Raw genomic sequence first — 23564 nt, forward strand, 5'->3', positions numbered from 1 at the left:
AATAATCTGCTTTTTTTTGAGTTTAAGGTTACACAAGATTATCGATAATTTTGAAGCTTCATCATACATTTTTAGGTGCCATTGTTTTGGGAGGACTTGTATTTAATGCATGTTCCACCCAAAAAGACAAGTTTGTCAACAGAAATTGGCATGCACTCAACACCAAGTACAACACTTTGTATAATGGTAATCTGGCCTTTCAACAAGGGCTGGAAGAAATCAATGCCAACTATAGGGACGATTATTGGGAAATTCTTCCAGTGGAACGACTTAAGGTCACCGATGAGATAAAACTCGATTCCGAAGATAACAACCCCAACTTCATCATTGCGGAGGAAAAGGCTACGAAGGCCATCCAAAAGCACAGTATGGACATTAAGGACGAGGAGCGCAACCCGCAAACAGACGAGGCGTTTTTGCTGCTGGGAAAAGCACGTTATTTCGATCAGCGCTATATTCCCGCCTTGGAATCCTTCAACTATATCCTTCGGAAATACGTGGAGAGCGATAAGTTGAACGAAGCTACTATTTGGAGGGAAAAAACCAACATGCGTTTGGACAATCCCGAAGTGGCCATCAAAAATCTAAAGCGTTTGTTCAAATACGAATCGCTCAAAGATCAAGAGTATGCTGATGCCAATGCCGTTTTGGCCCAGTGCTACATCAACCTGAATGTACCGGATACGGCCATCCAAAAATTGAAAATATCCCAAGCCTACACCAAAAAGAACCCAGAAAAGGGGAGGTACCTTTTTATAATCGGGCAATTGTACGATCAATTGGGACATAAGGACAGCGCCAACTATGCATACAACAAGGTTATCGAGCTCAACCGCAAATCGCCCAGGGTGTACATGATCAATGCGCACCTTAAAAAAATACAGAATACAGAGCTTACCGAGGGAAACAAAGAGGAAATGTTGGAATACCTTACCGATCTAGAAGAGAACAGGGAAAATAGACCCTTCTTGGACAAGATCTACAGGCAAGTAGCCCAATATCACATGGCCTATGAAGAAGATAGTTTGGCCTTGGCCTATTATAACAAATCTTTACAGGAAAACCAAGGGGAACGTAAACTGAACGCCCTGAATTATCAGAGTTTGGCGGATTATTATTTTGATGAGGATGAGTATAGAGTTGCAGGCTCTTACTATGATAGTACCCTGACCAATCTCAATGAAAATACAAGAAAGCACCGCAGCATTAAAAAGAGGCTGGATAACCTAGAGGACGTTATTAAATATGAAGATATAGTGCAGCATGCCGATAGCGTAATCACTTTATATCAAATGCCAGTCGCAGAACGTAAGGCTTATTTCGAAGACTACATCGCCGAAATGAAGCGCAAAGAGGAAGCGGCAGCTGAAAAAGAATTGAAACGAACCACTGCTGGTTTCGCAACTTTTTCCAATAGCAAGGGAGGTAAAGAGAACCAGGGCAAATTCTATTTCTATAATATTACCAGTTTGGGGTATGGTAAAAACGACTTCAAGACCCGTTGGGGCAATAGAAGTTTGGAAGATGATTGGCGCTGGAGCAACAGGTCTAAAATTTCCATTTCCGAAGCAACGGGCGAGGAAATTGTTAGCAGTGAGGAAAATTTAACCGAGGATCAAAAGTATTCGGTCGATTATTATTTGGGACAAGTTCCAACTGATGTGGCCAAAATAGACAGTCTTAAAGGCGAACGGAACTTTGCCAATTATCAATTAGGGTTGATTTATAAGGAAAAGTTCAAAGACAATTTGCTGGCTGCTGCGAAATTAGAGCGCGTATTATCATCGAATCCAGAAGAGCGATTGATACTCCCATCAAAATACAACCTTTATAAAATTTACGAGGAAACGGGAAGTCCGCTGGCTGTAAGCATGAAGCAAAACATTGTCACGAATCATCCCGATACTCGATATGCAGAAATTTTGCTAAACCCGCAGGCAGTGCTCGATGGAAATTCGGACAGCCCAGATGCCAGATACGCAGCTTTGTTCAAACAATATCAAAAGCAAGAATTTTTAAGGGTAATTACCCAGTCCGAGGAATATATCAACCAGTTTACTGGAGACCCTATCGTGCCCAAGTTCGAAATGCTGAAAGCGAACGCCATTGGTCGTTTGCAGGGGTTTGAGCCCTTCAAGGAAGCCCTTAACTATGTGGCGCTTACGTATCCCAACAATCCCGAAGGAAAAAAAGCGGAGCAAATGGTGGAAGAACAGTTGCCTAAGTTGGAGAATAATGTGTTCTCCCCAGAAACTGGCTCCTCCGGAACAGGGAACTGGAAAGTAGTCTTCCCTTTTAAAATCAAAAATGATGAAAAGGCTACGAAACTTAAAGAACGTTTGGTAGAGGTAATTGAAGAACTGCGCTATGACAATATGGTTTCCAAGGACATCTATAATTTGGAAGATGAGTTTGTCGTGGTACACGGTTTCCGCTCCAAGGACTTTGCCCTCGGCTTCGCAGAACTTATAAAAAAGAATAGGGACTACCTTATTAAAGATGAGAATTTTGTAGTTTTATCGGATAATTACAAAATCATACAAGTCCACAAGAACTTAGAATCATACAAAGCACAATTTTAACCCCAAAATCCTAGAACACAATGTTTTCTGACAACAAAAAACCCCGACCTATGAATGAATTTGGCGGACAGCCCAATAGAATTGAAAAGAACACTAAAATTAAGGGCGATATTACCTCCGAAGCCGATTTTAGGATAGACGGTAAATTGGAGGGTAACGTAACCACATCCGGTAAAGTTGTCATAGGAAAGGATGGCTATATTAACGGAAAAGTAGAATGTGTAAATGCTGATATAGAAGGAAGGTTTAACGGAGAACTTATGGTAAAGGATTTACTTTCCCTTAAATCGTCTGCAACCATTGAAGGTACCGTTAGCGTGGCCAAATTGGCCGTAGAGCCAGGAGCTACTTTCAATGCTGCCTGTACCATGGGAAAAGGAGCTGTATCCGCCCCAAAAATGCAGTCCACAAAAAAAGATGAGCCAGCAAAAGCCTCCTAAAAAATATAAAAAGACGATTAATACAGCCGCCCGTTTGTCTGGTTCCGCCATTCAAATGGGCGTTGTTATTTATTTGGGGGTTTGGGGAGGTAAATGGCTCGATGTACATTTTGAGACTGAAAAAGTGTTCTTGCCTATCTGCACTATTTTGGCCGTTGCGATTTCCATATATTTGGTGATGCAACAATTGAAAAAAATCAACGATTGAAAATCAGGTATTACCCGATTCTTTTTGTATCCATCTTAATAGTTGGATTACTCCTCTTGTTCTACCTCCAAGCATGGTTTTTGGAAAACAATGGTTATGACCTTTCTTCGGTTCAACTAACCAAAAGCTATACGCTGAATGCCATAATGGCCTTGATTGTTTTTTTTGCCATTTATGCTTACCGGGATAAATACCGGGATTTACTAGGCTTCTTTTTTTTGGGTGGCAGTCTTTTAAAATTTACGCTTTTCTTTATTTTTTTATATCCAGACTTTAATCAAGACGGTGTATTGGAGCGGTTGGAGTTTCTTGTGTTTTTTGTTCCCTACGGATTTGCGCTTGTTCTGGAAACCTTCTTTTTGGTGAAACTGCTTAATACTGTGTGATAAAGCCCTCAAATCATTCAAAAAAAACAAAGAAAAAAATAATACTCAAAAAAGCTTTTTTCTTTTGACCAAGGAATGTATTTTTGCACCAATTTTTGAGGACCCATAGTTGGATCATATGCGAAATTCTTTTTTTAGTAAAAAATTAGTTGCCGTAATTTTTTTGATTGCGGGATTTGTATCAGCCCAAAACCATGAGGGAGAAGAAGTTGAAACAGGTGCACACGATCTAAAGACCCAGATTAAGGAATACATCGACCATCACCTTTTGGATTCACATGATTTCAACCTTTATTCTTATACTACAGATGAAGGGGAGCATAAATATATTGGATTCCCACTTCCAGTAATTCTTTGGGACAACGGGTTGAAGGTTTTCTCTTCTTCACAGTTGGAACATGGAGAGGGTGTTGCCGAAGTTGATGGGAACCACTACGCATTGTATCACAATACCATTTATAAAACGGATGCCCAAGGCACAATCAATTTTGGTAGTCATCATGGAGATGAAACCCATACCGAAGATGCTTTTGGTGAGGATTTAGTGGTTGAAGATGCGCATCCTACGAATGTGAAACCATTGGATTTTTCAATTACCAAAAACGTCGTATTTATTATTGCAGTATCACTTTTAATGTTTTTGGTGTTCCGCTCCATGGCTAAAAGATATCAAAAAAGCACTATGCCAAGAGGGTTAGGAAGGTTCTTGGAGCCTTTGGTGCTTTTTGTTCGCGATGAGATTGCAATTCCAAATATTGGTGAGCACAAATACAAAAAGTATATGAGTTACTTGTTGACGGTATTCTTTTTTGTGTGGGTCATCAACCTTTTGGGATTGACCCCACTCGGGGTTAACGTAACCAATAACATTGCGGTTACTTTTGCCTTGGCAATGATTACGTATCTGATTACAACATTTACAGGGAACAAGAATTACTGGAAGCACATTTTTTGGATGCCGGGCGTACCCGTTCCCATGAAAATTATATTGGCACCTATCGAATTGTTGGGGACGTTCATCAAACCATTTTCGTTGATGATTCGTTTGTATGCCAACATTACTGCGGGTCACGTAGTATTGATGAGTATTATCGGACTTATGTTCATTTTTAAGAACTGGATAGGAAGTCCATTGTCCTTCTTGTTGGCGTTCGCACTTTCTTTATTGGAATTGCTAGTGGCTGCATTACAGGCATATATTTTTACCATGCTGTCGGCCCTGTATTTTGGAATGGCGGTAGAAGAAGATCATCATTAATTAGAACGTTTAATATTTAAATTCATATATCATGACAATTCCAAACATCGTAGGTGCAGGTTTGATCGTAATCGGAGCAGGATTGGGTATCGGTAGAATCGGTGGACAGGCAATGGAAGCCATTGCTCGTCAACCTGAAGCTTCCGGTAAGATTCAAACAGCAATGTTGATTGCAGCAGCCCTTATTGAAGGTATCGGTTTCGCCGCTCTTTTTGCAGCGTAATAACCGTAACAGTATTGATGAAGGCCATAGCGGTTGGCTATGGCCCTTCATTGATTTAAAATGATATAGTTTAAAAGAATTAATATTTTAAGATAAATGGAAAAGTTAATCGAACAGTTTTCCTTCGGGTTGTTTTTCTGGCAATTGTTGCTCTTTGTGGCCCTTTTGTTCTTGTTGAGGAAATATGCTTGGAAACCAATTCTTGGTGCTGTTGAAAAACGCGAAGAAGGCATTAAAGATGCTCTTGAAGCTGCCGAAGCTGCAAAAAAAGAAATGCAGAACGTTACTGCGGATAGCGAAAAGCTTTTAAGAGAAGCCAGGTTGGAAAGAGATGCTTTGTTAAAAGAGGCCAGAGAAATTAAAGACAGCATTGTTTCTGAAGCAAAAGAGCAAGCTCAGGTTGAAGGAGACAAGATGATTAAGAAGGCCCAAGCCACAATAGAAAGTGAAAAGAAAGCCGCCGTTGCCGATATTAAAGCACAAGTAGCAAACCTATCTGTAGAGATTGCCGAAAAAGTAATCAGAGAAGAATTGTCCGATAAAGGCAAACAACAAAAGTTGGTTGAGGACATGTTGGGCGATATTAAACTGAACTAGTAGACCATGAACCAGAACAGGGCGGCCATACGCTACGCAAAAGCAACTTTGGATTACGCAGTCGAAAAGAAAGCGGCAGAAGCCGTTGAAAATGATATGCGTGAGATAGCTGCGACCATTTCTGAGAATGAGGGTCTTCAGAACCTTTTGGAAAGCCCAATCATAAAATCAGAAGTGAAGAAGAACAGTTTGTTGGAAATCTTCAAGGGTGCCAACGAAATTACCAAAGGTCTTCTTCAAACATTGATAGGCAATAAGAGAATTGCCATGTTACAGGAAGTGGCCTTCAAATATATCATTCTTCACGAAAAATTGAAGGGTGAGGAAGTAGCTTACGTGACCACCGCATTTCCATTGACTTCCGATTTGGAGAAGAAAATTTTGGATACGGTTACCAAGGCAACCGGCAATAAGGTGACCCTTGAGAATAAAATCGATGAGAGCATCATCGGAGGATTTGTACTAAGGGTAGGAGACACCCAATACGATGCAAGCATCGCAAACAAATTGAACGGATTAAAAAGAGAATTTACAAATAGTCTATAAAAATGGCAGGAGTAAAAGCCGCTGAGGTATCAGCAATTTTGAAAAAACAGTTATCAGGTTACGAAGCAACCGCTTCTTTGGATGAAGTAGGTACCGTATTACAAGTAGGTGATGGTATTGCCCGTGTATATGGACTTGCCAATGTCCAGTATGGGGAGTTGGTGGAGTTCGATGGTGGTATGCAAGGTATCGTTCTTAACTTGGAGGAAGACAACGTAGGTGTTGTATTGTTGGGCCCATCCAAAGAGATTGTGGAAGGTGCTACTGTTAAAAGAACCGAGCGTATTGCTTCCATCAACGTTGGTGAAGGAATTGTTGGCCGTGTGGTGGACACTTTAGGTAAACCAATCGATGGTAAAGGACCAGTTTCTGGTGAAACTTTCGAAATGCCTTTGGAACGTAAAGCTCCTGGTGTAATTTTTAGACAACCTGTAGATGAACCTATGCAAACAGGAATCAAGGCGATTGATGCGATGATTCCGGTAGGTCGTGGACAAAGGGAGTTGGTAATTGGTGATAAACAAACAGGTAAAACAACTGTTTGTATCGATACCATCCTTAACCAAAAAGAATTTTATGATGCCGGTGAACCTGTTTATTGTATCTATGTTGCTATAGGTCAAAAAGCATCTACTGTAGCCGCTATCGCCAAAACTTTGGAAGAAAAAGGAGCATTGGCTTATACGACCATAGTTGCCGCTAACGCTTCCGATCCTGCTCCAATGCAGGTATATGCCCCGTTTGCGGGTGCAGCAATAGGTGAGTTCTTTAGAGATACAGGGCGTCCAGCCTTGATTATCTATGATGATTTGTCAAAACAAGCAGTTGCTTACCGTGAGGTGTCCTTGCTTTTGAGAAGACCTCCAGGACGTGAAGCATACCCCGGTGACGTTTTCTTCTTGCACTCAAGATTGTTGGAGCGTGCTGCCAAGGTTATTGCTGATGACGACATTGCAAAGACCATGAACGACCTTCCAGATTCTTTGAAGCCAATGGTGAAAGGTGGTGGTTCGTTGACAGCTCTTCCTATTATTGAAACGCAGGCAGGTGACGTTTCCGCTTATATCCCAACCAACGTAATTTCTATTACCGATGGTCAGATATTCTTGGAGCAAGACTTGTTCAACCAAGGGGTTCGTCCTGCAATTAACGTGGGTATATCCGTATCACGTGTTGGAGGTAATGCCCAGATCAAATCCATGAAGAAAGTAGCAGGTACTTTGAAATTGGATCAGGCCCAGTTCCGTGAATTGGAAGCTTTTGCCAAGTTCGGTTCCGATTTGGATGCTGCTACCTTGAGCGTAATTGAAAAAGGACGTAGAAACGTTGAGATCTTGAAGCAAGGTCAGAACGATCCATTTACCGTGGAAGATCAGGTAGCTATCATCTTTGCAGGTTCCAAGAACTTGTTGCGTGATGTTCCTGTGAACAAGGTAAAAGAATTTGAAAAAGATTACTTGGAGTTCTTGAATGCCAAGCACAGAGATGTTTTGGATACGTTAAAGGCTGGTAAATTGACCGATGAGGTTACCGATACATTGACTGCTGTTTGTAAAGATCTTTCAAGCAAGTATAAAGCATAACAATTGTCATTCTTGCTTTACCCTGAGTGTAGTCAAAGGGGAGTAGGAAACCATAACTAAAAAGATTCCGCATCAAGTGTGGAATGACAAAGTAGAATATGGCGAATCTAAAGGAAATACGGAACAGGATATCATCCATCTCATCAACGATGCAGATAACAAGTGCCATGAAAATGGTTTCTGCTGCAAAGTTGAAAAAGGCACAGGATGCTATTACGGCAATGCGCCCTTATTCGGACAAGCTGACCGAGCTCTTGCAAGGGCTTAGTGCTAGCTTGGAAGGTGACGGCGGTAGTGAATATGCCGATAATAGACCTGTAAACAATGTTTTGGTGGTATCCATTACTTCCAATCGTGGTCTTTGTGGTGGATTCAACTCCAATATCATCAAGCAGAGCAACAGCTTGGTGTCCAACAAGTACCCAGGAAAGCAAGTTGATTTTTATACCATTGGTAAGAAAGGAAACGATATCCTTGGTAAAAAGCACACGATTTTGGGTGACCAAAGCAAGGTGTACGATGATTTGACCTTTGAGAATGTTGCCGAAATCGCTGAACTTTTGATGCGTTTATTCACCAAAGGTGATTACGACAAAATTGAATTGGTGTACAACAAGTTCAAGAATGCTGCTACTCAAATCGTGATGACCGAACAGTTCTTGCCAATCGTAGGCGCTGAAGGTGATAACGCAATTGCAGCAGATTACATTTTTGAACCATCCAAAGTGGAAATCGTTAAGGAGTTGATACCTAAATCCTTGAAAACACAGTTGTTCAAGGCTATCAGGGATTCTTTTGCTAGTGAGCACGGTGCTCGTATGACAGCGATGCACAAAGCAACCGATAATGCCGCCGAACTTAGAGATGAATTAAAATTGACCTATAACAAAGCACGTCAAGCTGCAATTACCAACGAAATCCTTGAGATTGTTGGTGGAGCGGAAGCTTTAAATAATTAAAATTCTGAGTTTTACAATAATATATATTAAGGCCACCCATTCGGTGGCCTTTTTGTTTTTCTTAGGATAATAAGGTTTAGGTACTAATGGCTTTTGCGTAACTTGTAGCCACCTAATCAAGTTTTTAAAGAAGCAACACCTATTGAATCCACTAAAAAGGCTTTTTAAACAAACGTTTATATACGGTTTGGCCACGGTATTGCCGAGGGTCATTTCTTTTTTCTTGCTTCCGTTGTATACGACTGTTTTTGAAAATGCTTCAGGCTATGGACAGTATACCAACATATACGCTTGGATAGCTATTTTTAATGTCTTTTTGGCTTATGGAATGGAAACCGCTTTCTTTCGTTTCTATCATAAAAGCGAGAACAAGGCTAAAGTAATTTCTACATCGTTGATATCCTTGATGGGCTCGTCATTGTTGTTTTTAATTTTGGCCCTTTCTCTAAAAGAATGGCTTTCTGGAGTTACTAACATAAATCCTGATTACCTTAAGTTCACCACCTATATTTTGGTGTTGGATGCTGTGGTGATTATCCCATTTGCATTGCTCAGGGCCAACGAAAAGCCAATGCGATATGCAATACTAAAAACCGTTAATGTCGCCATTAACTTGGCTTTTAATGTGTTTTTTCTGCTTGTACTGCCCAAGATGGCCCAAGAAAGTGATACAGGCTTTTTAGTCTCTTTTTATAGGCCGAATTGGGAAATCCATTATGTTTTGATTTCTAATGTGATTGCAAGTGGTGTAACGCTTTTAATTTTGGTTCCGACTTATATCAAGGCATCCTATAAGTTCGATTTTGATGTCTGGAAACAAATGATGAAATATGCTGGTCCCATTCTAATAGCAGGAATCGCTTTTACCGTAAACGAAGTATTGGATAAGATTTTGCTCACAGAACTGCTTCCTTCGGATATTGCTGAGAGCGAAGTGGGCAAATACGGCGCCTGTTATAAATTGGCCTTGTTTATGACCTTGTTCGGCACCGCTTTTAGAATGGGAGTTGAACCCTTTTTCTTTAGTCATGCCAAAAGCGAAAAACCACAGAAGACCTATGCGCAGATTACCAATTACTTCGTAATTCTTGGTAGCATCATTCTTTTGGGAGTTATCGTATTTATCGATGTTTTGGGTAAACTGCTCCTTAACAATCCGGTTTATTGGGAAGCTTTGGACGTAGTCCCTATAATATTACTGGCGAGCTTCTGTTTGGGTATCTACCATAATCTTTCTGTTTGGTACAAGGTAACGGACCGAACCAAGTTCGGGGCCTATATTTCATCTATAGGAGCAATTATTACCTTGGTCATCAATATAAGTCTTATTCCAAAAATTGGATATATGGCATCAGCATGGGCCACTTTAGCCGCCTACAGTAGCATGATGTTCTTGTCCTATTACTTCGGTAAAAAATACTATCCCGTTCCTTACAATATGCGGAAGATAGTCTTTTACCTTTCCGTATCGCTCGTGTTTTCAATACTTTCATTCTATGTTTTTAATAGAAATTTAATAGCGGGCAGCGTACTACTTTTGTTATTTTTGGGGTTAGTGTATAAAATGGAAGGAGATAAATTACGAAGCATATTAATAAGACGTGAAAATTAAAATCATAAACAAATCAGGCCATAAGCTGCCGCACTACGAAACCCTTGCCTCCGCAGGGATGGATTTAAGGGCGGATATAGAATCACCTATCACTTTAAAACCTTTGGAAAGGGCCATTGTCCCAACAGGACTTTTTATGGAACTACCCGTGGGATACGAAGCACAAGTAAGGCCACGGAGTGGATTGGCGGCCAAAAAGGGCATAACCGTTTTAAATGCTCCTGGGACTATTGATGCCGATTACCGCGGGAATGTAGGGGTCATCTTGGTGAACCTGTCCAATGAAGACTTTACCATCGAAAATGGTGAGCGTATTGCACAAATGGTGATAGCCAAACACGAACGTGCTGACTGGGAAGAAGTCGAAACCCTTTCGCAAACTGATAGGGGTGCAGGCGGATTTGGAAGTACGGGTACCAAGTAAAAAGAAGTAATGTTAGGTCGAGCGCAGTCGAGACCTTTTTTTAAATAGAGTAGAATCTTAAAAAGATACCCGCCTCCGCGGGCATTTGTATGAAAATAATCGTTCCAATGGCGGGAAGAGGATCCCGTTTAAGACCACACACATTAACAGTTCCAAAACCATTGATTCCAGTTGCTGGAAAGCCTATTGTTCACAGGTTAGTGAGCGATATTGCCAAGGTGTTGGGAGAACCCATTGACGAAGTTGCCTTTATTTTGGGCGATCCTGCCTTTTTCGGCGAAGATGTGGTGCAAAGTTTAATGGAATTGGCAAGAGAGTTAGGGGCCAAAGGGTCCATTTACAGACAGGATAAACCCCTTGGAACTGGCCATGCCATTATGAGCGCCAAGGAATCTTTGAGTGGACCTGCAGTAATTGCCTATGCGGATACCTTGATTCGGGCCGACTTTGATTTGGACAAATCTGCGGATAGTGCTATATGGGTGAAACAAGTGGAGCGCCCAGAGGCCTACGGAGTGGTAAAACTTAATGATGCCAATGAAATTGTTGAGTTGGTTGAAAAACCAAAAGAATTCGTTTCTGACTTAGCAGTAATCGGTATTTACTATTTCAAAGATGTTGGAGTTCTTAAAAATGAACTTCAACATGTACTGGATAATGATATAACCCATGGTGGCGAATATCAAATCAATGATGGCATTAAACGAATGATGCAAAAGGGCATGAAATTTGTACCAGGTAAAGTGGATGAGTGGATGGATTGCGGAAATAAAAATGTTACAGTGGAAACCAATCAGCGCATGTTGGGCTTTTTGGAAAAAGAGGGTGAAAATATGATGGCCGACTCTGTACAACAGGAAAATGCGAATATTGTGGAACCCTGTTTCATCGGAGAGAACGTGGTACTCAAAAACACTACTGTTGGACCTTTTGTTTCGGTCGGTGCAAATACCGTAATAGAAAACTCAACAATAAAAAATAGCCTCATCCAAAGCGACAGTAAAATAAGCAATGCTAATTTGGACAATGCAATGATTGGCAACCACGTTGTTTATAATGGTAATTTTGAGACCATTAGTATTGGAGATTATTCAGTTTTGGAATAACTTTAAAGTAAATTTTTGGTTTGATGGGGACTTAGGATGTTATGAAAAGGACGTTTTTTCTTTGGATAGTTTTGATAGTGTCAGCAATGGCACACAATGCTACCTATGCCCAAGAAGAACAAGAAAGTGCCGATGTCTACCTAGAAGAATATACCGATGAGTTTCAAGAAAACTTCTTTGAAGCCTTGAAACAAAAAGGTATCCAAAACTACGATAGGGCCGTGGATTTATTTTTGAAATGTAAGCAATTGGAGCCTGATAATAGCGTGGTTAATTACGAATTGGCCAAAGCCTATATGTTGGATAAAAAATATGTCCAAGCCCAAGATTATGCCATTGAAGCATTACTATCTGAACCTACGGATTATTGGTATTTGGACAATTTACTGACCATTTTGGACAAACAAGGAAGTCCGATGGAGACCGTAAAGCAGCGAATACCTTACGAGAACAAAAAGCTTCAGCTAAATATGGCCGTCTCTTTTTTCAAAATGAAGAAATACGAGGATGCACAAAAAGTATTAAGCGGGTTAGAAGATTCCCAACTGAAATCGGACTTGAATCGAAAAATAAACGATTCCCTAGAAAAGGGGAAGCAAGAACAAATCGCTACAATAGCTCAAAAAAAAAGGGAAAACGTAGATGATGACCCGTTGACACAGTTAAAGGCACAGATGGAGCAATTGATAGCCACTTCTGACTTTAAAAACCTGTTGAGTGAGTCTCAGGAAGCACTGGACTCTTATCCTTTGCAACCCTATTTTTATTACGCTTATGGTACTGCTTTAAACATTACAGGGAATCTCAATAAGGGAATAGAGGTCTTGGAGAGTGGACTTGATTACCTTTTGGACGATGAAAATTTGAAGAACAAGATGTATAAGCAGCTTTCCGAGGCCTATTCCAAAATTGGAAACACCCAAAAAGCAAACGAATATTTGAACAAGATTAATTCAGGATTATAATGCACCTATATAAAAACATATCAAGAATTTCCATATTAATGGTTTTCCTTCTCACCCTCGGGTCTTGTAAGAGTACCAAGTCTATTTCGGGCGGAGAGGTTAATGCAAAAATGTCCGCCAAAAATATTATCACTGCGCATTACTCCAATCAGCCAAAATTTAAAACATTGAGAGGTAGGGTTAAGATTGATTATGCCAACGGTGACGATTCGCAAGGTGTAAATGTGAGCCTTCGCATGGAAAAGGATAAGGTAATTTGGATGAGTGCACCTCTTGGTGTGGTCAAAGTCAACATTACTCCAAAAAGGGTGTCTTTTTATAACAAACTACAAAACGAGTATTTTGATGGAGATTTTAGTTATTTAAGCAACTTGTTAGGAACAGAACTCGATTTTGAAAAGGTACAGAACCTATTGCTTGGAAATGCCGTTTTGGACTTGAGAAAAGAGAGGTTCAATTCAGAAGTGTATAATGGGAACTACCAATTGAAACCGAAAAGGGCCAGAGAACTTTTTAAAATATTGTTTCAACTGGAGCCCAAGAATTTTAAAATTGCTGAGCAAGAAATATCGCAACCGGAAAACGCAAGACAGTTAATGGCTAAATATACCTACCAGGATATTTCTGGAAATGTACTGCCCGACGAAGTAAAGATTATAGCCGAGGAAGCAGGTGGTTTAACCACCATAGATTTGAGCTTTCGCAATTTGGAACTCAATAAACCCATGAATTTTCCCTATAAAGTGCCAAAGGGATATGATAAAATTACATTAAAGTAATATGAAAGGTAAAATTTCATATTTTATTTATTGTCTATTAGTTACACTTTTTATTTCAACTACCTCGTATGCTCAAACGAGTGAACAAAAAGTGCTGGAGGCAAAACGGGAACGTTTGCAAAAAGAAATCAAAGAAATCAATAGATTGCTTTTTGCGGAGAGAAAAGAAAAAGGTTCTGTTTTGGATCAAATGGAGGCTTTGGACAATAAAATCAATGTTCGTCAAGAGCTGATTCGAGTTACTAATCAACAGTCAAATCTCCTCAATAGACAAATCAATGTAAACATCAGGAATATTAGTAAGCTACGCGAAGATTTGAAAATTCTAAAAGATGATTACGCGAATCTTATTCAAAAAACCTATCAGAACAAATCCCAAAGTAACAGGTTGATGTTTTTGTTGTCTGCCGAAAACTTTTTTCAGGCCTTTAAAAGACTTCAATACATGCAACAATATGCAAAGCATAGGAAAAAGCAAGGTGAAGGAATCGTCAAGAAAACCGAGGAGCTCACACAGCTCAATCAAGATTTGGTTCGTCAACGTAAAGAAAAGGAACAGCTTCTAGTTGAAAACCAAAGAGCCAAGGCCGAACTTTCCAAAGAAATAGAGTCTCAAAAAAGCCTTTTAACGAGCATCAAACAAAATGAAGCAAAATACTCAACTGCTATTGCAAATAAGCAAGCTGAGGCACGTAAAATTGATCGGGAGATAGAACGATTGATTAAAAGTGCCATAGCCAGTTCCAATAAGAGTTCGGGAAAATCTACCAGTAGCGCAACTTTTGCCTTAACGCCCGAAGCAAAATTGCTGGCGAACAATTTTTCTTCCAACAAAGGAAGACTCATTTGGCCTGTGGAAAAAGGGGTAAAGAGCCAAGGATATGGGGTATATGCGGATAAACTTTATCCTGGAATAAAACACAGGAACAATGGGGTGACCATAACTACGGACAAGGGTAGCAAGGCGAGGGCCATTTTTGAAGGAGAGGTTATCGCCATTTTATCCGTTCCCGGCGGCAGTAAAGGGGTTCAAATAAAGCACGGTAACTATATCAGCACGTATTATAATTTGTCCAATCTGTATGTTAAAAAGGGGGACAGGGTTGCTGTTAAAGAGGTTTTGGGGGAAATAAATACCAATCGGTTTGACGGCACTACCAAATTGAAGTTTTATCTTTATAAAGACTCCAATCGGTTAAATCCCGAAGATTGGATCTACCAACTCTAGCATTATGAAGAAAATAACAGATTTACAAGGCTCCTTTGAATTGCACAATGGGGTCCAGATGCCCTATTTTGGATTGGGCGTTTATCTTTCCAAAGATGGAAGCGAAGTAATTAATGCAGTAAAGGAAGCTTTGAACCATGGCTACAGGCATATCGATACAGCATCCATTTATGATAATGAAGAAGGAGTAGGTAAAGGAATCCAAGAAAGTAATGTGAACCGAAAGGATGTTTTTTTGGTGAGCAAGGTTTGGAACACAGACCAAGGATATGATGCCACCCTAAAAGCATTTGATGCCAGTTTAGAGCGATTGGGAACCGATTATTTGGATTTGTATTTGATACATTGGCCCAAAGGAGAACTGTCCAAAGAAACTTGGAAAGCGCTCGAAAAACTGTACAAGGAAAAACGGGTGCGTGCCATAGGCGTGAGCAACTTTTTGCAGCATCATTTAGAAGATTTGCTGACTTCCACAGAGATTGTACCCATGGTGAACCAAATGGAATTTCATCCCTATTTGGTACAACAGGATTTGATAGATTTCTGTAATTCCAAGGGAATTCAATATGAAGCATGGTCCCCTATGATGCAAGGTAACATCTTTGATTTGGATATAATGAAGGATTTGGCTGCAAAATACAACAAGACCATTGCACAGATAGTTTTGCGATGGGACCTTCAAAAAGGGGTGGTTACTATTCCAAAATCATCCAAAAAAGAACGCATTATAGCCAATTCCGACCTTTTCGATTTTGAACTTTCGGAAGAAGATATACAATTGCTCGATGGATTGGACAAAGGCAAACGATTTGGCCCAAATCCCGACAATTTCGATTTCTAAAGGCTTAGGCTTATGAAGTGAAAAGAGCCTTTAGCTCTGTGGCATCCCCAGGCTTCATTTTTCCCGCAAGAACCAAGCTCAACTGTTTTCTCCTAAGTGCTGCGGCGTAGCGTTCCTTTTCCAAGTCCGTTTCTGGCTCCAAAGGAGGAACTTCGGTAGGTTTTCCAGTATCATCTACAGCTACAAAGGTATAAATGGCTTCATTGGCCTTTGTGCGTTCCCCTGTAAAACGATCTTCTATCCATACATCCAGAAAAATCTCCATGGAGGTCTTAAACGCCCTGGAAACTGATGCTTCTACGGTTACTACGCTACCAAGTGGAACGGCTCTGTTAAAAGCCACATGATTCACCGAAGCGGTCACCGTAATTCTACGACTATGCCTACGTGCCGAAATACTGGCAGCTCGGTCCATACGAGCCAATAATTCGCCGCCAAAAAGATTGTTGAGCGGGTTGGTTTCACTAGGCAAGACCAAATCGGTCATTACCGTACGGGATTCACTAGGAGTTTTAGCGCGCATACCTTTAAATTTTGCGCAAAGATATTGAAGTGTGGAGTGGTTTTAAAGGAAAGCAGGATTATTTCTCGGAAAGCATCCAAGCATCCCTAGAATCTTCGGCTTTTACTTTTCTTAAAAAGACAAGTGCTTCTTTAGGATCCTGAAAGCTATCATAAGCTACTTGGTGAAGCCCATATTTGTTCACGCCCAAATAAAAGGCGTTGTATCCCTTTTCCCTGAGTTGGTTTACTCTTTTCTCGGCATTTTGTTCTTCACGGAAAGCTCCAGCAATCACGTGGTGTTTGCCCAATTGTTTTTTGATCACACTGATGTTGATGGCAGGCAATTCCAATGGGGCACTTTCAAAAAAAGTAGCTTCTTGAATCAAACGGGATACTTCTTGTTGGGCATCTTGCTGAGCGGCCACTTCTTTTTGTTGAAGGTCACCATAGGTGCGATACGAAGTGACCCCTAAGGAAACAGCCAATAAAAAGATGGCTGCATACTTTAACCAAGGTCTAAACGAAGTTTGTTCCCTTTTTTCTGGAGTGATGATGAATGGAATACGTTCTTCCAATTCTTCCACCTCTTCTTTGATAACTTCACGCTGAATGGGTCTGGCAGCAAAGGTGGATAGACCAAAAGAAGATGTCAAAAAGTTGATTTTTTCCTCAGGCTGGAACTGAATACGTTGTTCGCTGTTATGCCAAAGTTTACCAATGCCAAAAAGCTCAATACTTTCCCCATGGGCCAGTTTATGGTTCCAATCTTGGGCAATGTTTTCCACTTCCTGAAGCATATCTTCGTATCCCAAATTTTTTTCTTTGGAAATATGAGAAACCAACAATCCATCATTTTTGGAAAGTTGCGCATTAAAGGAAATGGTCTTGCTTGGTGGCACCAAAGTGTTGGTGGCCGAATCAATTTCTGCGGATTTACTATGAGCCAAAAAAGCGCCAAAACCCGGCACTACGACACAGTTGTAATCGAACAATAGTTTTTCTATGTATGAATCAATCCGCATAGCCACAAATATTGCAAAAAAAGGGACAGCACAAAATATGCTGGATAACTTTTTATCAACATTTGAAAATCTGTATTTTGTGAACAACTTTGACTCCCAAATCAAATGACTGAACCTGAAATTATTGCGGCTTTACGGCTGCAAAGTATTCCCAATATCGGGGATGTTACTGCCAAAAAATTAATTGCCTACTGCGGAAGCCCAAAAGCCATTTTTGAGGATAAACCGCATCATCTTTTAAAAATCGATGGGATTGGCAAGATGACGTTGAAAGGTCTACACGATTCAATCCATCTTGAAGAAGCCCAAAAAGAGTTCGAGTTTTTGTCCAAAGAGGACATAGCTATCTCTTATTTTATGGATGATGACTATCCTGCTCGTTTGAAACATTGTGTAGATGGACCCATTTTGTTGTTCCAACGCGGCAATATCGATTTGAAGCATCAAAAAGTCATTAGCGTCGTCGGTACCAGGAACGTGACCAACTACGGAAGCTCGTTTTGTCATCAATTTATTGAGGAGATTGCCCCATTAAACCCGAATTATTGTGAGCGGATTGGCTTATGGGGTGGATATAGCCGTTCAAAAGCGGCCATGGACCATGGATTACAAACCATTGCCTGTATGGCGCATGGGCTTAATCAGATTTATCCCAAGGTGCATTCCAAATACAAATCCAAAATAGAAGCGAATGGTGGTTTTATGACGGAATTTTGGAACACCAGTTAACCTAGTCGCGAGAACTTCCTCAAACGTAACCGCATTATTGCGGGCATCAGTGAGGCTACCATAGTTATCGGGTCTGCGGAGAAAGGAGGCAGTTTGTTTACGGCAGATTTGGCCCATGGTTACAACAGAGAGGTGTTTGCGGTTCCCGGAAGGGCAACCGATAAATGGAGTAAAGGGTGTAATGACCTCATTAAATATCAAAAAGCACATTTATAGACCTCGGCTGCGGAGCTGATTTACCTATTGGGATGGGAAATTGAGGCGGAAAAGTGGAAAAAAACGGTACAAAAACAGCTGTTCATCGAGTTGGATGAAACAGAACAGTCAATCTACTCTTACTTGCAGTTGAACGGGAAACAACTGCTGGATACCGTGGCTTTAGAGTGTAATCTGCCCATTTTTAAGGTTTCGTCAACTTTGCTGAACATGGAAATGAAGGGTGTGATCCGACCATTGCCCGATAAAATGTTCGAGGCGGTGTAAGCAATGTCATACTGAGCGTAGCGAAGTATCTCAAAGATGCCATTAATCTTGAGATTCTTCATCTTCGCTTTGATTCAGAATGACAGGATGCTACTTATCCATTAAATTGTACAACTAAACGAATTGAAATATATGAAGTTACCCGTTTATCGAGATAGATGATAACAGAACAGTCACTCTTTTTTTGGGTGTAGTTTAACGGAAACTTGCCACAATAAATCGGGATTTGAGTAAAAAAAATCCCAGAACTAAGGTTTTTGCCCAATTCTTCAGTTAATCCAAAACAGTAAAAACAGATAGATTTTCGACAAAAAACTAATATCCTAACTTTTCACGAACGCGCCCCAAAACCTCATTGGCCACTTTTCGCGCTTTTTCTGCACCAAAAGCTAAAGCTTCGTCTACTTCGTTTTTGTGGTTCATATAGTATTCGAACTTTTCGCGAGGCTCTTCAAATTTTTTCAAAATGAGCTCGTACAATGCCTGTTTTGCATGTCCATAGCCGTAATTTCCAGCCAAGTAGTTGGCACTCATTTCCTCAATCTGTTCTGGAGAAGCCAAAAGTTTGTATAAGGCAAACACATTGTCCTTACTTGGGTCTTTGGGCTCTTCCATCGGTGTGCTGTCCGTCACAATCCCCATAATCTGTTTGCGCAATTTTTTGTCCGTTTGGAACAAATTAATGAGGTTACCGCGGCTTTTGCTCATTTTTTCACCATCCGTTCCCGGAACATACATGGTCTGCTCGTGGACCTTGGCTTCGGGCATCACAAAAGTTTCTCCCATTTGGTTGTGGAATCTGGATGCCACATCGCGTGTCATTTCCAAATGTTGTAGCTGGTCTTTCCCTACGGGAACAATGTCCGCATCATACAACAAAATATCGGCGGCCATAAGCATAGGATAGCTGAACAAGCCTGCATTTACATCTTCCAATCTATCGGCTTTGTCTTTAAAGGAGTGGGCCAATGTTAATCTTTGATATGGAAAAAAACAGCTGAGGTACCAAGCCAGTTCTGCGGTTTGTGGAATATCGCTCTGCCGGTAAAAAACGGTTTTTTCAATGTCAAGCCCAAAGGCGAGCCAAGCAGCTGCAATGGCGTAAGTGTTGTTCCTCAGCAGTTCCCCATCTTTAATCTGGGTGAGGGAGTGCATATCAGCAATAAAGAGGAACGAATCGTTCTTGGGATCTTCCGCCATTTTAATGGCAGGTGCAATGGCACCCAATATATTCCCCAAGTGCGGTGTTCCTGTACTTTGTATTCCTGTCAGAATTCGGGCCATGCTTAATTTTTGCCCGTAAAAGTAAGCATCCCGTACATATAAAAAAAGCGGTTATGAACGCTAAAATGTTTTATGGGCACAAAGTTATTTTTTGAAAAGGCCTGCTATGAAAAGAATTGCCACGGCACCAATTACTCCAGTGATTAAATCGCCGAGAATACCTGAACTTATATGAATGTCCAAAGCTCCAAATAACCAGTTGCCAACGGCGCCCCCAACAATTCCTAAAATAATGTTCAATAGGGCACCAAATCCGCCACCTTTCATAATTTTACCGGCAAGCCAACCTGCGAGGGCCCCGATTAACAATGCATATAAAATACCCATGCTATAAGATTTTATGGTTAGTCCTATAAAGATATTCAAAAATTCTACTTTTGGCCCATGGTTGAAATAATCAGAAACGTTGGTCATGTGTTGTACAGGGTATGGTTCTATGTGCTGGTTACTGTTCCCATTCTATTGTTTTTCCCTTTTTTGCTCATCTTTACTATTTCGGAAAAGACCTACCCCCAATTTTTTTGGTTGGCCCGGAATTTATGGGCAAGACCCATTTTGTATGGTATGGGCTGTTTTCCTAAAATTGTGCGTGAACAGCTCATGAAGAGAGGGAAAAGTTATATGTTGGTAGCAAACCACACCAGCATGCTCGATATTATGTTGATGCTTCATGTTAGTAGAAATCCTTTTGTTTTTGTTGGAAAAAAGGAATTGGTGAACATTCCCATTTTTGGATTTTTCTACAAAAGAGTTTGTATAATGGTAGATCGTGATAGCGTTCGAAGCAGAACAGGGGTTTATCGTAGAGCCCAGAGGAGATTGGACCAAGGGTTGAGCATTTGTATCTTTCCAGAAGGAGGGGTTCCCGAAGAGGACATTGTTTTGGACAAGTTTAAGGATGGGGCCTTTAAAATGGCCATTGCACATAAGATTCCAGTTGTGCCCATGACCTTTTACGATAATAAAAAAAGATTCTCATTCACGTTTTATAGTGGTGGACCAGGACGAATTAGAGTAAAAGTCCACCAATTTTTTGAAACAGGTATTTTAAGTGCAGAAGATACTTCGACTTTGAGAGAGGAGGTAAGAGATGTGATTCTTAAGGATTTGGAATGACGGTGTATAAAAGCGTTCTTTTTCTATGTAAGATAGGGAAGCTGTAAGACTATGTTCTTTTTATGTATTCCATTCTTGAAAGAACTGGAAGTTTCATGCGATATATTATAACCTTTAACAGTATTGAGAAGTTCAACTTGCTCTTTCCATCCCATAATATTTTCCCTGTACCAATGATTTTCCAGAGTTTTGGACTCTAAACCTTTACACTGATACTGCACTTCTATTTTTATAATATTTTTTAAGGCTTTTATACCGATGTTGAAGTGTTGGTCGATGACACTGTTTATGATTGATTGCTCAACAATGTTTTCAAAAAGCATAAGTATTACAAATGATGGTATAACAGCTTCTTTGAGCTCATTGTTTTCCTTTTCAATGGATATGGAACAGTCAAAAGAATCATCATACCTCAACTTTTGAAGCTTTAGATACCAATGCAACATATCAATCTCGTTATAAAGTGAAGCTGAGTCCTTTCCGAGCTGTTTCAAATAAAAGCGAACAAGCTTACTAAATGTGGAAAAATAATCCAGAGCGAATTTTGTGTTCTGTGTTGTATTGAAATATTGGATGGCGTTCAAGGCATTAAAAACAAAATGAGGGTTAAGCTGGGAATTGAGGGCCTAAAGTTTTAACTCCAACATTTCCTCTCTTACCTGTATGAGCTTACTTTGCTTTTCCATAAGCTCTTTGTTTGCTCTAACACTTTGAATTTTTATAGCGCAAACCGAAGCTATTGCCGAGAGCATCTTTAGATGTCGCTTGGAAAAAAAGTTTTTTGAAGGGTGCTCACAATCAATTACACCATATAGAATGTCCTCGTGCACAATGGGGACACAAATTTCCGAAAGTCTAGAGTCATCATCAACAATATAGCGAGGATCTTGTGAGGTGTCTGGAATTAATTCTGGTTTTCCGGTTTTTGCTACATTTCAGGTAATTCCTTGACCAACGGTTATTTCCACCGGATTGTAGATTGTTTGGTCTTTTTGGGGCATAAGCAGTTTTTTGCGACATCCCATAAAATATCTTCTTCATTTTCCTTGCCCATGAGCGATTTGGAAAAGTAGATGAGGATGTCCTCAAACTTTTCATGATATCGATATGTTGGGTAGCGTTAAAGGCTTGAAAGTAAGAAAAATATACAAATGTTTGGACATAAAAAAAGCGCTCCGTTATTATGGAGCGCTTAACTGATCGCTTAAAGGAGCAATCTTCCTAACCAACTTCTTTTATGCTAGAACCTAAAGCTAAAGCCGCTATAAACCCCAATCGAATAGGGTTGAAAATTACCAGATACCTTGGAGAAGGTATTCAATTGATACTTTAATACAGGTTCCACATTGATTCTGATTTTTGGCGAAAAATGATAATTAAGTCCCATGCCTACATTGGCACTAAAGTTCAAGGAGTTTATATTATTGGCCTCACCTATTTCCGTAACTAGATTATTGGACTCCAGCAATACCGAATTATCAACCAGAAATAGCGAACTTAGACCCCCAATTAGAGCAACACCAAATTTTTTGTCCAAAACGGCATAATTTATTTCTAAAGGAACCTCAATATAACCTAGTTGTTGGACCATTTTACCGTTCAAAGAGGGTGCCTCGTTAAAAGCGATTTCTTTAGAACTGATTGCAGGTGATTTTATGGCGTTATCTTTACTTTGAACTATTATGGATTCAGAGTTTTGACTGTAATCAATATTGGCTATTCTATTATTGGAGGCAGCGCGTAAAGTTGAAGAGAAAACCACATCATTGGTACTGTATCCATAATTTACCCTATGTACCCCAGACCGTATTCTTAATTTTTTGCCCACTTCATAGGCAACTGTTAGGCCATAACTTAAATTGAGGTTTCCTGATTTTGAGTTGGAGGAAAAGTCTGGGCCAATTGGAGAACCATCCCCAGAAGCATCAAAGTAGACAGGTGCTAAAGAAGGCCCAACTGACCATTTGCCCGCCTTGTTTTCCGAGACCACTTCCTCTAAAAGCTCTTGTTCTTCAATTGCATCGTAAATGGATTGTTTTTCAACTTCGTCTTTCGATTCTTCATTACTTGCAATTTTTTTGGTGTTCTTGGTGGCTTCGGTAATGATTCCATCTTTTATCAACTTGTTGGTGTCATTATTGGTGGTTATTGTTTTATTATCAATTAAGGAACCACCTACTTCTGCAGGAAAAGTTTTTGATTGGGTAGAGCTTTTGTTTTTTTCAACCAAACCACCCATTTTTGAAGCGTAGGCAACCTTTTCGGTGATTTCTTTAGTATTTTTTTCATCCGAACTGTTGCTTGTAACTTGGTAATTATTTTGCTCTAAACTTTCACCATCGGAAATGTTTGCTAAACTTTCTTGCTTTTCTGAAGCAGTCGAGGAGCGAATAAAATCACTGTTATTCTTTTCTATTGAATTATTCGGTTCATCGGGTAAACCAATCTTTTCCGTATCGGAAATAATATGTTCTTCTTTTGGTTCTTCAGCAAAAGGATTGATGAGCATTAGCAATACTGCCAATGCAGCGGCAATGCCTCCCAAGCTCCACCAAATTGGAATTCCCTGTTTCTTTCGTTTTTTGTTGTTCAATGAAGTTTCAATGGAAGCCCAGACTTTTTGATCTGGAACTTCTTGAAAGTCTCGAAAGTTTTCTTTGAACAATTGCTCTAAATTCTTTTTCCCCAT

General features: G+C 40.2%; 24 protein-coding genes and 3 pseudogenes. 20 read left to right on the plus strand and 7 right to left on the minus strand.

Annotation, left to right across the window (positions count from 1 at the left end; all coding sequences use genetic code 11):
• Positions 1–50 precede the first annotated feature (50 nt).
• The 17 genes from porW to D2V08_RS06595 all read left to right on the plus strand — a co-directional run bounded on the left by porW (position 51) and on the right by D2V08_RS06595 (position 15737).
• Positions 51–2582, plus strand: coding sequence for a type IX secretion system periplasmic lipoprotein PorW/SprE (gene porW, locus D2V08_RS06515; protein ID WP_245980520.1), 2532 nt, complete (start codon positions 51–53; stop codon positions 2580–2582).
• A 20-nt stretch (positions 2583–2602) separates the two neighbouring features.
• Positions 2603–3022 (plus strand): bactofilin family protein, encoded by a 420-nt coding sequence (locus D2V08_RS06520; RefSeq protein WP_119607241.1) that lies wholly within the window; start codon positions 2603–2605, stop codon positions 3020–3022.
• Entirely contained in the window at positions 3000–3230 is a 231-nt protein-coding gene (locus D2V08_RS06525; RefSeq protein WP_119607242.1) for an AtpZ/AtpI family protein, read from the plus strand. Before D2V08_RS06520 ends, D2V08_RS06525 begins: the two co-directional genes overlap by 23 nt.
• On the plus strand, positions 3227–3616 hold the full coding sequence (locus D2V08_RS06530; RefSeq protein WP_119607243.1) for a DUF6168 family protein: 390 nt from the start codon (positions 3227–3229) through the stop codon (positions 3614–3616). Before D2V08_RS06525 ends, D2V08_RS06530 begins: the two co-directional genes overlap by 4 nt.
• Before the next feature lie 118 nt (positions 3617–3734).
• The gene (atpB, locus tag D2V08_RS06535) at positions 3735–4874 is read left to right on the plus strand and encodes a F0F1 ATP synthase subunit A (RefSeq protein ID WP_119607244.1); all 1140 of its coding nucleotides are present in this window, start codon (positions 3735–3737) and stop codon (positions 4872–4874) included.
• 31 nt (positions 4875–4905) lie between these two features.
• Positions 4906–5097 carry an ATP synthase F0 subunit C gene (atpE, locus tag D2V08_RS06540; RefSeq protein WP_053970734.1) on the plus strand — a complete coding sequence of 64 codons (192 nt, stop codon included), beginning with the start codon at positions 4906–4908 and terminating at the stop codon, positions 5095–5097.
• 96 nt (positions 5098–5193) lie between these two features.
• Positions 5194–5694, plus strand: a complete 501-nt coding sequence (locus tag D2V08_RS06545; RefSeq protein WP_119607245.1) for a F0F1 ATP synthase subunit B — start codon at positions 5194–5196, stop codon at positions 5692–5694.
• A gap of 6 nt (positions 5695–5700) precedes the next feature.
• Positions 5701–6240, plus strand: a complete 540-nt coding sequence (gene atpH, locus D2V08_RS06550; RefSeq protein WP_119607246.1) for an ATP synthase F1 subunit delta — start codon at positions 5701–5703, stop codon at positions 6238–6240.
• Positions 6241–6242: 2 nt separating this feature from the next.
• The gene (gene atpA / locus D2V08_RS06555; RefSeq protein WP_119607247.1) at positions 6243–7823 is read left to right on the plus strand and encodes a F0F1 ATP synthase subunit alpha; all 1581 of its coding nucleotides are present in this window, start codon (positions 6243–6245) and stop codon (positions 7821–7823) included.
• Between the two features lie 98 nt (positions 7824–7921).
• The gene (atpG, locus tag D2V08_RS06560) at positions 7922–8782 is read left to right on the plus strand and encodes an ATP synthase F1 subunit gamma (RefSeq protein WP_119607248.1); all 861 of its coding nucleotides are present in this window, start codon (positions 7922–7924) and stop codon (positions 8780–8782) included.
• Positions 8783–8924: 142 nt separating this feature from the next.
• A complete protein-coding gene (locus D2V08_RS06565; RefSeq protein WP_119607249.1) occupies positions 8925–10394 on the plus strand; it encodes a lipopolysaccharide biosynthesis protein in 1470 nt (489 codons plus the stop codon).
• The gene (dut, locus tag D2V08_RS06570; RefSeq protein WP_119607250.1) at positions 10384–10818 is read left to right on the plus strand and encodes a dUTP diphosphatase; all 435 of its coding nucleotides are present in this window, start codon (positions 10384–10386) and stop codon (positions 10816–10818) included. Before D2V08_RS06565 ends, dut begins: the two co-directional genes overlap by 11 nt.
• A gap of 89 nt (positions 10819–10907) precedes the next feature.
• Complete coding sequence (locus D2V08_RS06575; RefSeq protein ID WP_119607251.1) at positions 10908–11924, plus strand: sugar phosphate nucleotidyltransferase; 1017 nt, start codon at positions 10908–10910, stop codon at positions 11922–11924.
• A gap of 41 nt (positions 11925–11965) precedes the next feature.
• Complete coding sequence (locus D2V08_RS06580) at positions 11966–12889, plus strand: tetratricopeptide repeat protein (protein ID WP_147374078.1); 924 nt, start codon at positions 11966–11968, stop codon at positions 12887–12889.
• Positions 12889–13668 (plus strand): lipoprotein insertase outer membrane protein LolB1, encoded by a 780-nt coding sequence (gene lolB1 / locus D2V08_RS06585; protein ID WP_119607253.1) that lies wholly within the window; start codon positions 12889–12891, stop codon positions 13666–13668. The genes D2V08_RS06580 and lolB1 overlap by 1 nt, the downstream gene beginning before the upstream one ends.
• 1 nt (position 13669) lies before the next feature.
• Complete coding sequence (locus tag D2V08_RS06590; protein ID WP_119607254.1) at positions 13670–14896, plus strand: murein hydrolase activator EnvC family protein; 1227 nt, start codon at positions 13670–13672, stop codon at positions 14894–14896.
• A gap of 4 nt (positions 14897–14900) precedes the next feature.
• Positions 14901–15737 (plus strand): aldo/keto reductase, encoded by an 837-nt coding sequence (locus D2V08_RS06595; RefSeq protein WP_119607255.1) that lies wholly within the window; start codon positions 14901–14903, stop codon positions 15735–15737.
• A 10-nt stretch (positions 15738–15747) separates the two neighbouring features.
• On the opposite strand, the gene D2V08_RS06600 is transcribed toward D2V08_RS06595, so the two are convergent.
• Together D2V08_RS06600 and D2V08_RS06605 are read right to left on the minus strand one after the other, a co-directional pair.
• The gene (locus tag D2V08_RS06600; RefSeq protein WP_119607256.1) at positions 15748–16260 is read right to left on the minus strand and encodes an acyl-CoA thioesterase; all 513 of its coding nucleotides are present in this window, start codon (positions 16258–16260) and stop codon (positions 15748–15750) included.
• 58 nt (positions 16261–16318) lie between these two features.
• Positions 16319–17263 (minus strand): HU domain-containing protein, encoded by a 945-nt coding sequence (locus tag D2V08_RS06605; protein ID WP_119607257.1) that lies wholly within the window; start codon positions 17261–17263, stop codon positions 16319–16321.
• A 105-nt stretch (positions 17264–17368) separates the two neighbouring features.
• On the opposite strand from D2V08_RS06605, the pseudogene D2V08_RS17560 reads away from it, so the two are divergent.
• Together D2V08_RS17560 and D2V08_RS17565 are read left to right on the plus strand one after the other, a co-directional pair.
• Positions 17369–18208 (plus strand): annotated as a pseudogene (locus D2V08_RS17560) (DNA-processing protein DprA).
• Between the two features lie 27 nt (positions 18209–18235).
• Positions 18236–18475 (plus strand): DprA-like winged helix domain-containing protein, encoded by a 240-nt coding sequence (locus D2V08_RS17565; protein WP_245980524.1) that lies wholly within the window; start codon positions 18236–18238, stop codon positions 18473–18475.
• A 315-nt stretch (positions 18476–18790) separates the two neighbouring features.
• Here the strand turns inward: D2V08_RS17565 and trpS are convergent, their stop codons facing one another.
• Both trpS and D2V08_RS06620 read right to left on the minus strand, forming a co-directional pair.
• On the minus strand, positions 18791–19759 hold the full coding sequence (trpS, locus tag D2V08_RS06615; RefSeq protein ID WP_119607258.1) for a tryptophan--tRNA ligase: 969 nt from the start codon (positions 19757–19759) through the stop codon (positions 18791–18793).
• Positions 19760–19843: 84 nt separating this feature from the next.
• A complete protein-coding gene (locus D2V08_RS06620) occupies positions 19844–20086 on the minus strand; it encodes a GlsB/YeaQ/YmgE family stress response membrane protein (RefSeq protein WP_119607734.1) in 243 nt (80 codons plus the stop codon).
• Positions 20087–20143: 57 nt separating this feature from the next.
• On the opposite strand from D2V08_RS06620, the gene D2V08_RS06625 reads away from it, so the two are divergent.
• Positions 20144–20875, plus strand: coding sequence for a lysophospholipid acyltransferase family protein (locus D2V08_RS06625; RefSeq protein ID WP_119607259.1), 732 nt, complete (start codon positions 20144–20146; stop codon positions 20873–20875).
• A 23-nt stretch (positions 20876–20898) separates the two neighbouring features.
• Here D2V08_RS06625 and D2V08_RS06630 read toward each other — a convergent pair.
• From D2V08_RS06630 to D2V08_RS06640, 3 genes and pseudogenes are all read right to left on the minus strand, one after another.
• Positions 20899–21489, minus strand: a pseudogene (locus D2V08_RS06630) (histidine kinase); the annotation flags it as partial.
• A gap of 12 nt (positions 21490–21501) precedes the next feature.
• Positions 21502–21795: pseudogene (locus tag D2V08_RS17875) on the minus strand (GAF domain-containing protein); the annotation flags it as partial.
• Positions 21796–22115: 320 nt separating this feature from the next.
• Entirely contained in the window at positions 22116–23564 is a 1449-nt protein-coding gene (locus D2V08_RS06640) for an outer membrane beta-barrel protein (protein WP_182835499.1), read from the minus strand.

It is taken from the genome of Flagellimonas lutimaris (assembly GCF_003581615.1).
Taxonomy (GTDB): Bacteria; Bacteroidota; Bacteroidia; order Flavobacteriales; family Flavobacteriaceae; genus Flagellimonas; species Flagellimonas lutimaris.

Bases quoted from the DNA above. Each gene is read 5' to 3' on its own strand.
- D2V08_RS06520 (WP_119607241.1), top strand. From the start codon at position 2,603: ATGTTTTCTGACAACAAAAAACCCCGACCTATGAATGAATTTGGCGGA.
- D2V08_RS06525 (WP_119607242.1), top strand. From the start codon at position 3,000: ATGAGCCAGCAAAAGCCTCCTAAAAAATATAAAAAGACGATTAATACA.
- atpB (WP_119607244.1), top strand. From the start codon at position 3,735: ATGCGAAATTCTTTTTTTAGTAAAAAATTAGTTGCCGTAATTTTTTTG.
- atpE (WP_053970734.1), top strand. From the start codon at position 4,906: ATGACAATTCCAAACATCGTAGGTGCAGGTTTGATCGTAATCGGAGCA.
- D2V08_RS06545 (WP_119607245.1), top strand. From the start codon at position 5,194: ATGGAAAAGTTAATCGAACAGTTTTCCTTCGGGTTGTTTTTCTGGCAA.
- atpH (WP_119607246.1), top strand. From the start codon at position 5,701: ATGAACCAGAACAGGGCGGCCATACGCTACGCAAAAGCAACTTTGGAT.
- atpA (WP_119607247.1), top strand. From the start codon at position 6,243: ATGGCAGGAGTAAAAGCCGCTGAGGTATCAGCAATTTTGAAAAAACAG.
- atpG (WP_119607248.1), top strand. From the start codon at position 7,922: ATGGCGAATCTAAAGGAAATACGGAACAGGATATCATCCATCTCATCA.
- D2V08_RS06575 (WP_119607251.1), top strand. From the start codon at position 10,908: ATGAAAATAATCGTTCCAATGGCGGGAAGAGGATCCCGTTTAAGACCA.
- D2V08_RS06580 (WP_147374078.1), top strand. From the start codon at position 11,966: ATGAAAAGGACGTTTTTTCTTTGGATAGTTTTGATAGTGTCAGCAATG.
- lolB1 (WP_119607253.1), top strand. From the start codon at position 12,889: ATGCACCTATATAAAAACATATCAAGAATTTCCATATTAATGGTTTTC.
- D2V08_RS06590 (WP_119607254.1), top strand. From the start codon at position 13,670: ATGAAAGGTAAAATTTCATATTTTATTTATTGTCTATTAGTTACACTT.
- D2V08_RS06595 (WP_119607255.1), top strand. From the start codon at position 14,901: ATGAAGAAAATAACAGATTTACAAGGCTCCTTTGAATTGCACAATGGG.
- D2V08_RS06600 (WP_119607256.1), bottom strand. From the start codon at position 16,260: ATGCGCGCTAAAACTCCTAGTGAATCCCGTACGGTAATGACCGATTTG.
- D2V08_RS06605 (WP_119607257.1), bottom strand. From the start codon at position 17,263: ATGCGGATTGATTCATACATAGAAAAACTATTGTTCGATTACAACTGT.
- trpS (WP_119607258.1), bottom strand. From the start codon at position 19,759: ATGGCCCGAATTCTGACAGGAATACAAAGTACAGGAACACCGCACTTG.
- D2V08_RS06620 (WP_119607734.1), bottom strand. From the start codon at position 20,086: ATGGGTATTTTATATGCATTGTTAATCGGGGCCCTCGCAGGTTGGCTT.
- D2V08_RS06625 (WP_119607259.1), top strand. From the start codon at position 20,144: ATGGTTGAAATAATCAGAAACGTTGGTCATGTGTTGTACAGGGTATGG.
- D2V08_RS06640 (WP_182835499.1), bottom strand. From the start codon at position 23,564: ATGGGGAAAAAGAATTTAGAGCAATTGTTCAAAGAAAACTTTCGAGAC.